14 protein-coding genes are annotated in these 14,411 nt (G+C 61.3%); 3 read left to right on the top strand and 11 right to left on the bottom strand.

Annotation, left to right across the window (positions count from 1 at the left end; genetic code table 11):
• Nucleotides 1-128: 128 nt before the first annotated feature.
• From ispD to putP, 3 genes are all read right to left on the bottom strand, one after another.
• Nucleotides 129-821 carry a 2-C-methyl-D-erythritol 4-phosphate cytidylyltransferase gene (gene ispD, locus ACTG20_RS05830; protein WP_194494660.1) on the bottom strand — a complete coding sequence of 231 codons (693 nt, stop codon included), beginning with the start codon at nt 819-821 and terminating at the stop codon, nt 129-131.
• Nucleotides 814-1,131, bottom strand: coding sequence for a cell division protein FtsB (gene ftsB, locus ACTG20_RS05825; protein ID WP_005335520.1), 318 nt, complete (start codon nt 1,129-1,131; stop codon nt 814-816). The genes ispD and ftsB overlap by 8 nt, the downstream gene beginning before the upstream one ends.
• Nucleotides 1,132-1,340: 209 nt before the next feature.
• Nucleotides 1,341-2,858 (bottom strand): sodium/proline symporter PutP, encoded by a 1,518-nt coding sequence (gene putP / locus ACTG20_RS05820; protein WP_124928600.1) that lies wholly within the window; start codon nt 2,856-2,858, stop codon nt 1,341-1,343.
• Between the two features lie 326 nt (nt 2,859-3,184).
• Here putP and ACTG20_RS05815 point away from each other — a divergent pair, with 326 nt between their 5' ends.
• Complete coding sequence (locus ACTG20_RS05815; RefSeq protein ID WP_194494659.1) at nt 3,185-4,078, top strand: VirK/YbjX family protein; 894 nt, start codon at nt 3,185-3,187, stop codon at nt 4,076-4,078.
• A gap of 69 nt (nt 4,079-4,147) precedes the next feature.
• Here ACTG20_RS05815 and ACTG20_RS05810 read toward each other — a convergent pair whose 3' ends face one another.
• The 8 genes from ACTG20_RS05810 to ACTG20_RS05775 form a co-directional block, all read right to left on the bottom strand.
• The gene (locus ACTG20_RS05810) at nt 4,148-5,074 is read right to left on the bottom strand and encodes a L,D-transpeptidase family protein (protein WP_005354531.1); all 927 of its coding nucleotides are present in this window, start codon (nt 5,072-5,074) and stop codon (nt 4,148-4,150) included.
• A gap of 187 nt (nt 5,075-5,261) precedes the next feature.
• A complete protein-coding gene (locus ACTG20_RS05805; RefSeq protein WP_005335524.1) occupies nt 5,262-6,503 on the bottom strand; it encodes a mechanosensitive ion channel family protein in 1,242 nt (413 codons plus the stop codon).
• Between the two features lie 143 nt (nt 6,504-6,646).
• Complete coding sequence (locus ACTG20_RS05800) at nt 6,647-7,846, bottom strand: acetate kinase (protein WP_005335525.1); 1,200 nt, start codon at nt 7,844-7,846, stop codon at nt 6,647-6,649.
• Between the two features lie 274 nt (nt 7,847-8,120).
• Nucleotides 8,121-8,591: a YhcH/YjgK/YiaL family protein gene (locus ACTG20_RS05795; RefSeq protein WP_439987509.1), complete on the bottom strand. Its 471-nt coding sequence runs from the start codon at nt 8,589-8,591 to the stop codon at nt 8,121-8,123.
• A 314-nt stretch (nt 8,592-8,905) separates the two neighbouring features.
• Nucleotides 8,906-10,012 carry a 1-acyl-sn-glycerol-3-phosphate acyltransferase gene (locus tag ACTG20_RS05790; protein WP_005362790.1) on the bottom strand — a complete coding sequence of 369 codons (1,107 nt, stop codon included), beginning with the start codon at nt 10,010-10,012 and terminating at the stop codon, nt 8,906-8,908.
• 130 nt (nt 10,013-10,142) lie between these two features.
• The gene (locus ACTG20_RS05785; protein ID WP_159144311.1) at nt 10,143-10,841 is read right to left on the bottom strand and encodes an aspartate/glutamate racemase family protein; all 699 of its coding nucleotides are present in this window, start codon (nt 10,839-10,841) and stop codon (nt 10,143-10,145) included.
• A 126-nt stretch (nt 10,842-10,967) separates the two neighbouring features.
• Nucleotides 10,968-11,558 (bottom strand): LysE family translocator, encoded by a 591-nt coding sequence (locus ACTG20_RS05780; RefSeq protein WP_005335534.1) that lies wholly within the window; start codon nt 11,556-11,558, stop codon nt 10,968-10,970.
• 125 nt (nt 11,559-11,683) lie between these two features.
• Complete coding sequence (locus ACTG20_RS05775; RefSeq protein WP_005335536.1) at nt 11,684-12,280, bottom strand: LysE family translocator; 597 nt, start codon at nt 12,278-12,280, stop codon at nt 11,684-11,686.
• Between the two features lie 116 nt (nt 12,281-12,396).
• Between ACTG20_RS05775 and ACTG20_RS05770 the strand changes: the two genes are divergently transcribed.
• Nucleotides 12,397-13,773, top strand: a complete 1,377-nt coding sequence (locus ACTG20_RS05770) for an aminotransferase-like domain-containing protein (protein ID WP_194494654.1) — start codon at nt 12,397-12,399, stop codon at nt 13,771-13,773.
• A 54-nt stretch (nt 13,774-13,827) separates the two neighbouring features.
• Nucleotides 13,828-14,295 carry a hypothetical protein gene (locus tag ACTG20_RS05765; protein WP_194494653.1) on the top strand — a complete coding sequence of 156 codons (468 nt, stop codon included), beginning with the start codon at nt 13,828-13,830 and terminating at the stop codon, nt 14,293-14,295.
• The last annotated feature ends 116 nt before the right edge of the window (nt 14,296-14,411 follow it).

The raw sequence follows: 14,411 nt of genomic DNA, 5'->3' as shown, positions 1-14,411 counted from the left end.
CATGCTGAAACCAACCCCATCAATTTTGTGTACGTCCACACCATGTCCAATCCGGATCATGCTAACTCCTTGTTCGGGCCTGTTTGTTCGAGACGCTCTGCTCTGAACGGTCTGTTCTGACTGAGGACTTATGCCTGCTGGCTTAAAAACAGCCCCGCCAGCGACAAGTCTTCCGGCCGGGTCACTTTGATATTGTCGGCGCGCCCCTCCACCATCCGCACCGTGAATCCGGCCCGCTCCATGGCGGAGGCCTCGTCGGTGATGGTGGCGCCCAGCAGCAGTCCCTCTTCCAGCGCCCGTTGCAGGGCACGGGTCGGGAACATCTGCGGCGTCAGGGCATGCCAGAGCTGCTCGCGCTCGACGGTAGCTATGATATTGCCCTCCCCATCGGAGCGTTTCATGGTATCGCGCACCCGACTGCCGAGAATGGCACCGCCACAGTTCATGGCCGTGGCAATCAGCGCATCGAGATCGCCGTGAGTCAGGCAGGGGCGGGCCGCATCGTGCACCAGCACCCACTCCCCTTGCGCCACATGGAGGCCATTGAGGACGGAGAAGGCGCGCTCGGCGCCTCCCTCTACCCGCACAATGCGCGGGTCGGCCGCCACGGGCAGGGCCTCGAACCAGTGGTCATGGGGCGCCAGCGCCACGATCACCTGGGCGATAGCCGGGTGGGAGAGCAGCCGCTCCAGGGTATGTTCGAGAATGGTTTTACCCGCCAGTTGCAGGTACTGCTTGGGGCAATCGGCCCCCATTCGACTGCCGATACCGGCGGCAGGGACGATCGCCGTCAGGCCGGATACCCGGCAGGCATCAGTCATCGTAGGGCTCATCGTCCGGCGCTGTCTCTTTGTCTTTCTCTTTGGGGATGATCCGGTAGAAGGTCTCCCCCTGCTTGATGTAACCCAGATCGTTGCGCGACAACTCCTCGATGGCCTCGAGGCCAGAGGTGAGATCATCTATCTCGCGGTAAATGAGGTCGTTACGATCCTTGAGAGTTTGGTTGTCCCGCTGTTGCTGCGAGATGGCCTCCGACAGGTTCTGATAATCGGATAGCCCGTTCTTCCCCAGCCAGAGGTCATATTGCAGTCCCCCCAGCAGGAGGATCAGGATCAGGGTGAATAGCCGCATGCACTAGGTCTCCTTCAGGCGGCCTAGTGTCCCATATTCGGTGCCAAGACAAAAGAAAGCGAGCACCCGGGAGCCACCGGCCGAACATAAAAAAGTGCCCAAGAGTGAATCAGATAGCACAAAGCCCCGCCAAACCGGTGCAAGGATGGCCAACCAGGGCGCTCCTTTGTCCGGGGGCGGGGCTCTCAATCAGAAAGCGGTAAGGGGGATCAGTTCACCACGACCGGCTCTCCCGCACTCTCGGCCGGAGTGTTGTACTCCTCCTCGGCATCGCGGAAACGCTCCAGCATCGCTTTTGAGGGCGCTTCGCCCAGCAGACTGCCCACCACGATGGCCAGCAGTGCAAACAGGAAGCCCGGGATGATCTCATACAGCCCCAGCCAGCCGAACTGCTTCCAGACGATGACGGTGATGGCACCGACCAGCATGCCGGCCAGCGCGCCGTTGCGGGTCATCCGCGGCCACAGCACGGAGAGCAGCACCACGGGGCCAAAGGCGGCACCGAAACCGGCCCAGGCGTAGCTCACCAGCCCCAGCACCCGGTTTTCCGGATTCATGGCGACGGCGATGGCAATCACGGCGATCAGCAGCACCATCAGGCGACCCACCCACACCAGCTCACGCTGGGAGGCGTTCTTGCGCAGGAAGGGCTTGTAGAGATCCTCTGTGATGGCGCTGGAGCAGACCAGCAGCTGGCAGCTTAAAGTGCTCATCACCGCCGCCAGAATGGCGGAGAGCAGCACACCAGCGATCCAGGGGTTGAACAGGATCTTGGAGAGTTCGATAAAGACCCGCTCCGGGTTGCCGGTTACCCCTGCCGCCACTTCCGGGAAGCGGGCGAAGTAGGCCAGACCGAAGAAGCCGATGGCCACCGCGCCTGCGAGGCAGAACACCATCCAGGTCATGCTGATACGGCGGGCATTGGCCATGGAGTGGTGGGAATCCGCCGCCATGAAACGGGCCAGAATGTGGGGCTGACCGAAGTAACCAAGGCCCCAGGCCATCAACGAGATGATGGCGATCACATCCAGATTCTTGAACATGTCGAGGTTGGTGGCGCTCTTGGCGGCCACCTCGATCATGGCGCTGTCCACCCCGCCGACGGCGATGATGACGAAGACCGGGGTCAGGATCAGGGCAAAGATCATCAGGGTCGCCTGCACCGTGTCGGTCCAGCTCACCGCGAGGAAGCCGCCGAAAAAGGTGTAGGTAATGGTGGCGGCGGCACCGACCCAGAGGGCGGTGTTGTAATCCATGCCGAAGGTGCTCTCGAACAGACGGGCACCGGCCACCACGCCGGAGGCGCAGTAGATGGTGAAGAACAGCAGGATCACCAGCGCCGAGAGGATGCGCAGCACCTTGCTGTGATCTTCAAAGCGATAGGTGAAATAGTCCGGCAGGGTCAGGGCATTGCGATTCTTCTCGGTATGTACCCGCAGGCGACCCGCTACCCAGCGCCAGTTGAGGTAGGCACCGATGACCAGACCGATAGCGATCCAGCTCTCGGAGATGCCGCTGACGAAGACGGCGCCGGGCAGGCCCATCAGCAACCAGCCGCTCATGTCGGAAGCGCCGGCAGAGAGAGCGGTCACCCAGCTCCCCATTCGGCGGCCGCCCAGAATGTAGTCATCAAAGTTGCGGGTGGCGCGATAGGCGACGAAGCCGATCAACACCATCCCGAGGATATACACCAGGAAGGTGATTAACATGGGTGTGCTAGCTGTCATGCAAAACTCCGTTTTGTGTCATTCTCTGCCCACTCTGGTGACGGGCTCATCCCTAAAAAACCGGCCTAGCTTAATCAGCCGTTCGCGCCAGCTCAACCACTTTTAACAAACACAAAACACAATAAAAACCTTTGCGCATCAAATCATCTGCCGCATCAAGAGGATGGCGCCAGATTTCCTGCCGTGGCCGTGACGGTCATCTCGCCGCGCCAGCCGCTACTGAGCGTTATGTTTTCACATTTTGTTACTATCCATTTTTTTACAAGCCAGCGCCCCGCTCCTACACTCCCCGCCCTGTCTCATCACACCAGTCAGAGGTCGGCACCATGTCATCTCATCTGTCACACCTGCGAACCCTCGCCCGCCGCCTTCACCCGGTGGAGGAGTCGGGTCATCTCATCAGACGGGCAAAGTATGTGGGGCGTCTCTGGCTCAATCCCGGCGCCCGCGCCCTCTATCGCCAGCAGCAGGAGCAACCACTGCTGGCGCAGGCGATCAGCCGCTTCCCCGATATTCTGGAAAAGCCGATCCACCCCTATCGCCACAAGGGGCTCCGCAAGCGCTTGCGAGCGGGGCTTATCAGCGGCCACTACCAACAGCTGGCTCGCCAGCTGCCCAAGGCGCAACAACTGGCAATCTACAGCGGGCGCGGCCTGCTGCTGGCCCAGTGGCAGAGCGACAAGCTAACGGCACCGCTGACCCTGCAACTGGATTACCAAACCCACATGGGCAAAGAGGGGGAGATGAGCCTGACCCTCAAGCTGGGTGACGCGGCGCTCTATTACATGGCCCTCAATCTGCGCCCCGCGCCGAACCCGACCCTCGAGATCTGCTCGCTGCAGGGCGGCAAGGGGCAGAGCGAGGAGATCAAGCTGGTCACCAAGGCGTGCGGCGGGCTGCGCCCCATGTCCCTGCTGGTCTATATGGCCGCCGAGCTGGCCCGGGGGCTGGCGTGCAAGAGCCTGCTCGGGATCCGCACCCAAAGCCACGTCTATCAGAGCAGCAAGCGCACCGCCGATCGGGTCAAGTTCGACCTCGACGGCTTGTGGCAGGAGCATCTGGGCAGCGTGCAGGATGAACTCTGGATGAGCCTGCCGCTGGAGGTGCCCCGCAAGACGCTGGAGGAGATCCCCTCCCGCAAGCGGGCCAGCTACAAGGCACGCTACCAGCTGCTCGACCAGCTCGGCAGCGAGCTGCAGACAAATCTGCTGCGAAGCTGAGTCAACGCAGCAGAAATAAAAAGGGCGAACAGCATGCTGTTCGCCCTTTGTCATGACGGGGATTTACCCTTAACGATTGATTGCCATCGGCATGCCGTTGCGCTGCTCCAGCGCCTGCTTCACCAGTTGGGAGTCGCTGTCGGCGTGGGCAATGAAGCGGGTCACCGCCGGGGTCATCGGCAGCGGTGCCGGCAGCTTGGAGTTGAACTCCTCTTCGCTGCGCGACAGCGGCTGATGCACTTCCAGATAGCGGACACCGTTGGGCTCGAGAGAGGCCTTGATCGGCTGGTTGACGAACTGGACGCGAGTACCGACCGGTACCTGCTTGAACAGGTAGGCGATGTCGTCGTTGCGCAGACGCACGCAACCGTGGCTCACCCGCAGGCCGATGCCGAAGTTGGCGTTGGTACCGTGGATGGCGTACATCTTGCCGATGTAGAGGGCAAACAGACCCATGGGGTTGTCCGGACCGGCCGGCCATACCGCAGGCAGGCTCTCGCCACGGGCGGCATATTCGGCATGCATCTTGGCGGTCGGGGTCCAGGTCGGGCCCGCTTTCTTGCGCTGCACGCTGGTTACCCAGTTTTCCGGAGTGTCGGTGCCGAGCTGGCCGATGCCGATGGGCAGCACTTCCACCACTTTTTTACCCTTGGGGTAGTAGTAGAGGCGCATCTCGGCCACGTTCAGCACGATCCCTTCACGGGGTGCATCCGGCAGGATCAGTTGCTGGGGGATCACCAGCTTCTCGCCGGTCTGTACCAGCAGGGGATCCGCATCCGGGTTGGCTTCGGTCATGTTGGTGAGCCCCAGCTGGAATTTGGCCGCAATGGCCTCCAGCGGCTGGCCGTTCTCTTCGGCCGGAACCACATATTCCAGATTTTCCCCTACCAGACGGCTGTTGGCCGCAGGCAGAGCATATTCAACAGCGAAAACCGGCGCAGCGGTCAGCAGCAGGCTGTAGCAGAGTGTTGCCACACTATTGCGAAGGAGCTTCATAACTTTCCCATGATGATGACTTGAAGTGACGTCTCTGGGCTGGCAGCTGATCAAGAGGGGATCAGGGGCGCGAAGAGAAGGCCGCCATTTTTCTCCTCTGCACGGCAAATTTCAACTGACAAGTGGCGACGGGTCGATGATTAATATGCGGTTTTTTCCACGTCCTCGACCTGCCCCATTTCCCTGTTTATCCCCGTTGCCAGGCACGCATATCGTAACCTGTGGGAGATTGATGCAACCGCAGATGAAATTGCTCAATGATGGCGAAGATATGGTCGAAAATATCGGCTTGGATCCCTTCGTAATCGGCCCATGCGGTGGTCGCGGTAAAGCAGTAAATTTCCAGCGGCAAACCGTCTGACGTAGGTGCCAGCTGGCGCACCATCAGGGTCATGTCCTTGCGAATGCCGGGGTGGGCGCGCAGGTAGGCATCCAGATAGGCGCGCAGGGTGCCGAGGTTGGTGAGGTGACGACCGTTGATGGGGCAGCTCAATGCATCGCTCAGCTGCTGATTGTAGGCGCTCAGCTCCTGCTCCTTGCGACTGAGATAGGGAGCCAGCAGTTGGGCCTGCTTGAGCTGCAACTGCTCCTCGGCCGTCAGAAAGCGCACGCTGGTCATGTCGATATTGACGCTGCGCTTGATGCGGCGGCCGCCCGACTCGGTCATCCCCTGCCAGTTCTTGAAAGAGTCGGAGATCAGGGCATAGGTGGGAATGGTGGTGATGGTCTTGTCCCAGTTCGACACCTTGACCGTGGTGAGGCCGATGTCGGTCACCTCGCCATCGGCGCCGTACTTGTCCATCTGCAGCCAGTCACCGACGCTCAGCATCCGGTTGGCGGAGAGCTGGATCCCCGCCACCAGCCCGAGGATGGGGTCCTTGAACACCAGCATCAGCACTGCGGTCATGGCACCCAGACCGCTGAACAGGAACAGCGGCGACTTGCCGAGCAGCAGGGCTATCATCAGGATGCCCACCAGAATGCTGCCTACCAGCTTGGCCCCCTGGAAGATGCCACGCAGGGGCAAATCCCGACCAAGGCGGGTGTAACGGCTCACCGACAACAGGCAGTCGAGCAGGGCGAAGAAGGCCAGCAGCAGGAACAGCAAGATCCAGAGCTGGGCCACCATCTCGATAAGTTTGAGGCTATCCGATTGACGGGGCAGCCAGATCTCCGCCTGACCGAGCAGCACGGCCCCCTGCAGCACGAAGGCGAGCCGGTTGAAGAGGCGCTGTTGCAGCTGGGGCGGCAACCATACCTGCTTGGCCTTGCCGAGGATCCCCACCAGCCGGACCAGCAGCACCCGGTGCAGCGCCATATGCAGCAGCAACGAGGTGATGACGATAAAGCCCAGCGCGATCACCAGCGCCATCAGGCTGGTCACTTCCACCCCAAGGCCCGACAACCAGTTAAAAAACGCCTCTTTCATTGCTCTCTCCCGAACCGGGCAGCCCGCTGGCTGCAAAAACAGTGGTGGTCAGGGTACCGCTCCCCTCCCCCATGTCAAATCGGCGTACGCCAGAAATGACAACGCCCGGCACAGGCCGGGCGTTGTTTCAAAGCGAGGCTGACTTAGCAGACCAGGCTCAGGGCATCGCGGGCGATGACCAGCTCTTCGTTGGTCGGGATCACCATAGCGCAACGGCTGTCGGCGGTGGTGATGCGACCTTCGCCACCCAGTACCGCGGCGTTGTTGGCCTCTTTGTCCACCTTGAAGCCGAACAGGGCCAGACGCGCCAGCACCATCTCGCGCACCATGGCAGCGTTCTCACCGATACCGCCGGTGAAGACCACGGCGTCCAGACGACCGTCCATCGCAGCGGCATAGGCGCCGACATACTTGGCCACACGGTAGGTGAAGACATCCAGCGCACGCTTGGCACCGGCGTCGGTGGCGTAGTTGGTGGTGACGTAGCGGCAATCGCTGCTCGCTTCTGTCATCCCAAGCAGACCGGACTCACGGGTCAGGGTGTGGTTGATCTGCTCAACGCTGTAACCCAGCTGGTCGTGCATGAAGAAGACCACGGCCGGATCGATATCACCGGAGCGGGTACCCATCGCCAGACCTTCCAGCGGAGTCAGACCCATGGAGGTGTCAACGGATTCGCCGTTCTTGATGGCGCAGACAGAGGCACCGTTACCCAGGTGGCAGTTGATGATGTTCAGTTCATTCAACGGCTTGCCCAGCTCTTTCGCGGCTTCTTCCGCGATGTAGCGGTGAGAAGTACCGTGGGCACCGTAACGACGGATGCCGTGTTCGCGGTAGAGCTTGTGCGGCAGCGCATAGAGGTAGGCCTCTTGCGGCAGGGTCTGGTGGAAAGCGGTGTCGAAGACGGCCACGTTCTTCTCGGACAGCTGCGGGAACACTTTCAGCGCGGCGCGAATACCGATGAGGTGGGCCGGGTTGTGCAGCGGGGCGAACGGAATGGCGGCTTCGATACCGGCGATCACGCCGTCATCAATGCGCACGGAGCGGGAGAACTGCTCGCCACCGTGTACGATTCGGTGACCGATGGCCACCAGTTGCTCGGCAAGAGTCGGATCCTGCGGCAGGATGTGACCCACGATATGGTCGAGGGCCTCCTGGTGAGCGGCACCCGCTCCCAGCATGGCTTCGCCCTTGACCCCGTGGAGTTTCCATTTGATACGTGCATCATCCAGATTGAAGCATTCGGCCAGGCCGGACAGCATGTCCTCACCTGTTTCGGCGTCCATTACGGCAAATTTCAGGGAAGAGCTACCGCAGTTAAGGATCAATACCAACTTGCTCATTTTCTACATCTTCCTGTGCTTCGGCTTTATGCCGACAGTGTCGTGTCATCCAAAAGAGGATGGGATTCCCCTGCCGGGGGCTTATGGTCGCAGGAGGGTGCGTCCAATTTTTCAATTCTTGCTCTTGAAAGAGTCATCGCAACCTGTGGTGCGTATCACTGGTTTCAATTCTTGCTCTTGAAAGAGTGATCGCAACTTGTGGTGCGTATCACTGGTTTCAATGCTTGCGAGTCTCAACGCATCAGCTGCGCAGGGCTCGCCTCAATGGGAGTGCTCAGGCGATAGCCAGCAGATCCTTGTGTACCTTGACCACCAGCTTCTTCACCTTGGCGGGCTGGTTGATGGTACAGAGCGGGCGGTGCAGCTCGCCCGGCCAGAAGATGGCGAAATCGCCCGGTTGCAGCGCCAGATAGCTGGTCTGCTCGTCATCGACAAACCAGAGGTCGGGATGGAGATGGTCGGCGCCGTCGCTCACGTAGTCGTGGGGGCCCACACCTATCCACTCTTCACCGCGCAGCAGCAACTGGATATCGAGATACTGCTGATGGAATTCGCCACGGCGATCCGCGGCAGGCTCGGTCAGATCTTCACTCACCAGACAGAACAGGTTGAGACCATCGATCTCGGTCTTGCCGAGCGGAGCGTCACCCCAGTGCGCCACGCTCTTCACCACCTCGGCCATGATGCGGGCCAGCGGGGCGGGCAGCGGCGTCCGCTGCAAGGTGTTCAGGCTACCGGTGATCATGGCGTCTGTTTCCTGTTAGGTATATCTGGGCGGCATCTTTGCCAGCCAATGAAAAAGGACCTGTGACAGGTCCTTCAATAATGCCGTCTGCAATCCGTGCAAACCGGTTTAGAGCTTTTGCTCATGTTCAGCTATATAGGCACTGTTACACACTCGTCAGCACCTTGCCAAGAGACATAATCCCATTTTCATAGTGATCGTACCAGCTGAAACCATATTATTCACCACCCTTTCCCCCTCGACTTTGACCAGACGCAAAAACGGGCGCATCAGCACCCGTTTTTTTCGCAAAACCGTTTAACAACCGGTTTCATTCAAGCCTTTTTGGCGTTTTCCACCGGTTTGGCGTACATGGCCCGCCAGATCGCCTTGTGCTCTTCCGGCACCTCTGACTGACGGGTCAGAAATGCCGCCTGCTCGATGGTATTGGCCTTGCCGGAGACATCGGCCGCCAGATAGTTGCTGGGGAAGAGGTGGTAGCTGCTCCAGATCGCCTTGTCGATCAGCGCGGCCAGTTCGTCCGGATCGCTGAAGCCCTCGGTGATCGGCGCACCGAAGGAGACGTGTACCCGCCCCTTCATGCCGACGATACCGGCGACGATACTCTCGATATCCTCGAACTCGCCCTTCTCGTAGCTGCCGTTGACCGACTTCTCGTAGAGCTCGCGCGCCTTCGCCTTGTCGGTCGGGTCCAACTCGTAGCTGATGCTGACTGGCACGATATTGAGGCTGCGCATGTAGTCGACGAAGTCGATCTTCTGCTTCTTGCCGTCGACGTAGAACATCTTGAGGATGGCGGGATCTGTCTTGTCATCGCCATTCTTGGCGCGCCCTTCCTTCTGGGCGATCCAGATGGAGTGACCTTCGTGGACCGAGTTGCCAATATAGGCAGACAGCTCGCCGAGCGCCTTCATCATCTCTCGCGGCCCCTTGGCGGAGCGTTTGACGATAAAGCTCTTGTTGAGCTTCATCAGCTCGGTGGCGCAGGGTTTGCGCAGCAGGTTGTCACCGATGGCGATGCGCACGGTATCGAAACCGTGGGTGTGCAGCCCCCAGTTGACGAACGCCGGATCCATGGCGATGTCTCTGTGGTTGGAGACAAACAGATAGCCCTGCTCTTTCTTCAGATGCTCGATCCCGGAGAAGGTCACCCCCTTGGTGGAGGTGGCGATCATGCGGGACATGTACCGGGTGACCCCCATCTGGACCTGATGCACTGTGGTCACTTTTGACCATTTGCGGCGCAGGAACAGGCGGATCATCGGGCGGATGGCCCAACCCAGCCAGCTCATCAGGGAACCGAAACGATACTTGGCGATGGCGCCGATAAATTCATCATCCTGGATCAGCCGTTCGATGGCTGCCGGCACTTCTTCATCGCGGTAGGGGCGAATATCCGCGAATCTATCTACTTCAGTCACAATGTCAGCCTTGCATGCTAGGAAACCGCAGCCAACCCGCGTTGGCCGGGGAAAATTCAGGGCGCAATTTTACACGCTTTTATGGCAAGGGGTATGAGACAAGCATGAATAGTGAGATCTGACCAGTTTATTAATCGGATGCCAGTGCCAGCGCGACCGCCGCTTCGGCATGGATGGCGGTAGTGTCGTAGAGCGGCACCGCCGCCCGGGCATCCCCCACCAGCAGGGCAATCTCGGTACAACCGAGGATCACCGCCTCGGCACCCGCGGCCGCCAGCCCCTCAATAATGGCCAGATACTCGGCCCGCGACGATGCACGGATCTCCCCCAGACAGAGCTCGTCATAGATGATCCTGTGTACCCGCTCCCGCCCGGCCTCATCGGGTACCAGCACCGCCAACCCGAAGCGCTCCTGCAAGCGCCCCTTGTAAAAATCCTGCTCCATGGTGAAGCGGGTGCCGAGCAGGCCGACCCGGGTTATCCCGTCCGCCCGTAATTTGGCCGCGGTAGCATCGGCGATATGGAGCAGCGGGATATCGATGGCCGCCTCAATCTCGGGGGCCACCTTGTGCATGGTGTTGGTGCCGATCAGCAAGAAATCGGCGCCGCCATCCTGCAACTTGCGCGCCTCCGCCGCCAGCAGACGGGCGGTAGCGGGCCAGTCACCGGCATGCTGCAGCCGCTCGATACCGGCAAAGTCGACACTGTTGAGCAGCACCCGCGCCGAGTGCAAACCACCGAGCTGTGCGCGCACCCCGCGGTTGAGCGCCTGATAGTAACTGACGGTGGACTCCCAGCTCATGCCACCCAGCAGACCGATACATTTCATAGGAACTCCTTTTATCCCAAGGGAAGGCAGAACCACGCCACCTTGCAGGCAAGGTCACGCGGGCGAGATAAAAAAGGCCCCGCAGGGCCAACAAGACAGCCGGTAAAGGCCCGGGCCAACCCCGGGCTAAATCCAGATCATCCCGACACAGGCGGCCGTCGCCAGCCCCATGCCGAGATTGAAACGCCGCCAGCCCCGGGCGGTGCGAATGATTTGCCGCACCTGGGCACCAAACAACACCCAGAACGCCCCGGTGTAGAGGCCGGTAATAAAGAAGATCACCAGCACCCAGAGCGCGGAGGGCCAGTAAGCCTCCCCCGCCAGAGTGAAACCGCTGATGGCGGAGAGCGCCATCATCCACGCCTTGGGGTTGAGCAGTTGCAGCATGGCCCCCTGATGGGCGGGAATAAGCGGCCGGTTGCCCTCGGCCGGACCACTGGCGGTCGCCACCTTCCACGCCAGCCAGAGCAGATAGGCCGAACCGATAAGCTTGAGGCCATCGTGCAGCAGCGGCACCTTCTCGAACACCACGCCAAGCCCCAGCGCGGTGGCGAGGATCATCAGATTGATCCCCCCGACCACCCCCACCAGCAGGGGAATCGTGCGGCGAAAACCCTGCGCCGCCCCGGCGCTGGTGAGCAACATATTGTTGGGCCCCGGCGTGCCGCAGGTAACCAGGGCAAACCCCGCCAGGGGCAGTAACCAGTTCAGATCCATCTCAACCTCTTGTCGATGCAACGCCCCCGTTATGGGGAAAGCCTTCTAATATGCAGAGCCAACCCCGTGGCGACAAGTCAGAAATGCCTCTTTCTCGGCCACCTCCCCTATCAGCGCAACACGACTCAATACCAGAGCATCACCACGCAGAGCGCCGTCAGCAGACCGAGGGAGCCGTTGAGTCGCCGCCAGCCCCGATCCGAGCTGATCCAGTTGCTCAGCTGATGGCCGAACAGTACCCAGACAAAGCAGACCGGCAGGGCCACCAGCACAAACATGACCATCACCGCCAGCTGACTCGACCAGTAACTGGCGCCGGGCAGGCTGAACAGACTGATGGCGGAGATCCCCATCATCCACGCCTTGGGATTGAGGAACTGAAAGCCCAGCCCCTCCAGCATGGTTAGCGGACGGGCGCGCCGGGCCGGATCCCCCGGCGCACCAGCCACCGCGATACGCCACGCCAGCCACAGCAGATAGAGGCTGCCGAAGATCTGCAAACCGAGGCGTAATAAAGGCCAGCGCTCGAACAGCGGATAGAGCCCCAGCGCCAGCACCAGTTGCAACACCGGCTGCCCCAGCCCCACCCCAAGCAGATGTGGCAGGGTGCGACGCACCCCGAAGTTGGCGCCGGAGGCCGTCAGCATCAGGTTGTTGGGCCCCGGCGTACCGCAGGTGAGTACGGCAAAACCGAACAGGGTGACATACCACTCCATCGTCATATTGTGACTCCTTGCTTGCCACATTGTATCGATACAATGTGTGCTATCTGGTTGTTATCAGGTTGAAATTCACGCTATATTGACAAAAAATTTTGATCAATGGATTTATTGTCACCATGACAATCTGGACGCCCGACCTTACGGCCTTCGATGGCCCCCTCTACCTCAAGCTGGTCAAAGCGATCGAACAGGGGATCGCTAATGGCGAGCTGCCACCGCAGACCCGATTGCCTACCCACCGATCCCTGGCGGATCGTCTGGGTGTCACCGTCGGCACCGTCACCCGCGCCTACAGCGAGGCGGAGCGACGCGGCCTGCTGGCCGCCCGGGTGGGACACGGCACCTGGGTCAAGGGAGCGAACACGGATCCCGCCAATGAGTGGGTGATCCGCCAGGAGGAGGGGCACCGCATCGAGCTGTGGCAGAACCTGCCGGTGCAGCTGGATCGGGCGGCCATCATTCGCCCCATGTTGGGGGAAGTGGCGGACGGGGATCTCAACGCCCTGCTCGGCTACGACAAGGAGGCGGGACGGCCGGATCAGCGCCAGCAGTTCGTCGACTGGCTGGCGGAGCAAGAGGTGGCCTGCAGTGAGGATCGCCTGCTGTTCAGCCACGGCGCCCAGCACGGCATCATGCTGGCGCTGCTGGCTACCAATTGCGTGGGGGAGACCATCCTGTGCGAGGGGCTGAGCTACCCCGGTATGCTGGGCAACGCTCGCCAGCTGAAGAATCAGGTGGTGGGGCTCGCGATGGATGAGGAGGGGCTGCTGCCCGAGGCGCTGGACGCCGCCTGCCGCACCCGCCGGGCCAAGCTGCTCTACCTCACCCCGACCCTGCAAAACCCCACCACCGCCATCATGAGTCTGGCGCGGCGGGAGGCCATCGTCGCCATCGCCCGTCGCCACGATCTGCTGATCATCGAGGATGACGTCAACGGCCTGCTGCCCCAGCAATCTGTGATCCCTCTGGTCAATCTGGCGCCGGAGCGGGTCATCTATCTGGGCAGTCTGGCCAAGATCGCCTGCGGCGGCCTGCGGGTGGGCTTCGTACTCACGCCCCCCGCACTACGCAGCGCCTTCGCCCAGACCATGCGGCTGTCGAGCTGGATGGTGAGTCCGCTGCTGATCGAGCTCGCCTGCAAAATGGTCAGTCAGCGCCAGATCATGCCGCTGGTCGAGCAACAGCGGGAGATCCTCAAGCGCCGTGGCGAACTGCTGCGCCACCTGCTGCCTGCCGCCCGCTGGCAGCCGGGCAGCATGCACGCCTGGCTGCCGCTGCCGGAGCCCTGGCGCAGCCAGCAGTTTGCCGCTGCCGCCGATGCCCTTGACGTTGGCGTGGCGAGCGGGGAACACTTCGCCGCCGGTCAGTTTGCCGCTCCGCAGGGGGTGCGCCTGAGCCTGAGCCAACCCGCCACCGACGCCCGGGTCGGCGAGGGGCTGGCCCGTCTGGCGCAACTGCTGCAGGGGACGCCCCCCAGCAATCCCCTGCTATAGTCAGGGCCAGCCGACCTGACCTTCACGCTTCATCGTCATTGCCAAGGAGATGCCGTGCCCCCCATCAGAGCCGCCCTGCTGCTTGCCACCCTGTTGTTGGGTGGCTGCGCCTCGTCAACGACCCACCAGCAGCTGGGGGCCGCGCTCAATGGGCTGGAAGGGGAGTTGCAACGACTGGAAGAGGAGCTGGCGGCGATGAACGGCCTGCACTATCAAAAGGCGATCGATGCCCCGCTCAGTTTGCGCCGCGCACTCGGGGCGCCGCAGCCCACCCCGGAGGGGCTGGTGCCGGTGACCAGCAAGCTGGAAGATGGGCCACTCCTGCGCTATCAATACCGTCTGCCTGCAGGTATGGCGAGCCTGCCCCAAGACAACATCTGCCAGCGCTACGAGTTCGAGCTGCGCCATCTGGGCCGCCTCGGCAAGCTGGAATTGAGCTGGCTGGGGGAACAGGGCAAGGGGTCGCGGCTGATCCGCCAGAGCGACTGCCCCTTCGGGACGCAGACCCGCCCTCGGCAATAACAGGTTGCCGCCCTGAGAGATGGCATAACCGATTGAAATAACAGCCCATAGTGCGCCCTCCAGCACCCTGCTGGCTACTGTCAGCTTTTCACTCAGCGAGTGCTGTGCCTATGTTC

This window comes from Aeromonas sp. 84A, from assembly GCF_051919345.1.
Taxonomy (GTDB): Bacteria; Pseudomonadota; Gammaproteobacteria; order Enterobacterales; family Aeromonadaceae; genus Aeromonas; species Aeromonas veronii.
This window is presented reverse-complemented; position numbering and strand designations above follow the sequence as displayed.

What these genes read in the sequence shown, in the direction of transcription:
- ACTG20_RS05810 (WP_005354531.1), bottom strand. Translation starts at nt 5,074, where the DNA reads ATGAAGCTCCTTCGCAATAGTGTGGCAACACTCTGCTACAGCCTGCTG.
- ACTG20_RS05780 (WP_005335534.1), bottom strand. Translation starts at nt 11,558, where the DNA reads ATGGATCTGAACTGGTTACTGCCCCTGGCGGGGTTTGCCCTGGTTACC.
- ACTG20_RS05775 (WP_005335536.1), bottom strand. Translation starts at nt 12,280, where the DNA reads ATGACGATGGAGTGGTATGTCACCCTGTTCGGTTTTGCCGTACTCACC.
- ispD (WP_194494660.1), bottom strand. Translation starts at nt 821, where the DNA reads ATGACTGATGCCTGCCGGGTATCCGGCCTGACGGCGATCGTCCCTGCC.
- ACTG20_RS05805 (WP_005335524.1), bottom strand. Translation starts at nt 6,503, where the DNA reads ATGAAAGAGGCGTTTTTTAACTGGTTGTCGGGCCTTGGGGTGGAAGTG.
- ACTG20_RS05770 (WP_194494654.1), top strand. Translation starts at nt 12,397, where the DNA reads ATGACAATCTGGACGCCCGACCTTACGGCCTTCGATGGCCCCCTCTAC.
- ACTG20_RS05785 (WP_159144311.1), bottom strand. Translation starts at nt 10,841, where the DNA reads ATGAAATGTATCGGTCTGCTGGGTGGCATGAGCTGGGAGTCCACCGTC.
- ACTG20_RS05815 (WP_194494659.1), top strand. Translation starts at nt 3,185, where the DNA reads ATGTCATCTCATCTGTCACACCTGCGAACCCTCGCCCGCCGCCTTCAC.
- putP (WP_124928600.1), bottom strand. Translation starts at nt 2,858, where the DNA reads ATGACAGCTAGCACACCCATGTTAATCACCTTCCTGGTGTATATCCTC.
- ftsB (WP_005335520.1), bottom strand. Translation starts at nt 1,131, where the DNA reads ATGCGGCTATTCACCCTGATCCTGATCCTCCTGCTGGGGGGACTGCAA.
- ACTG20_RS05795 (WP_439987509.1), bottom strand. Translation starts at nt 8,591, where the DNA reads ATGATCACCGGTAGCCTGAACACCTTGCAGCGGACGCCGCTGCCCGCC.
- ACTG20_RS05800 (WP_005335525.1), bottom strand. Translation starts at nt 7,846, where the DNA reads ATGAGCAAGTTGGTATTGATCCTTAACTGCGGTAGCTCTTCCCTGAAA.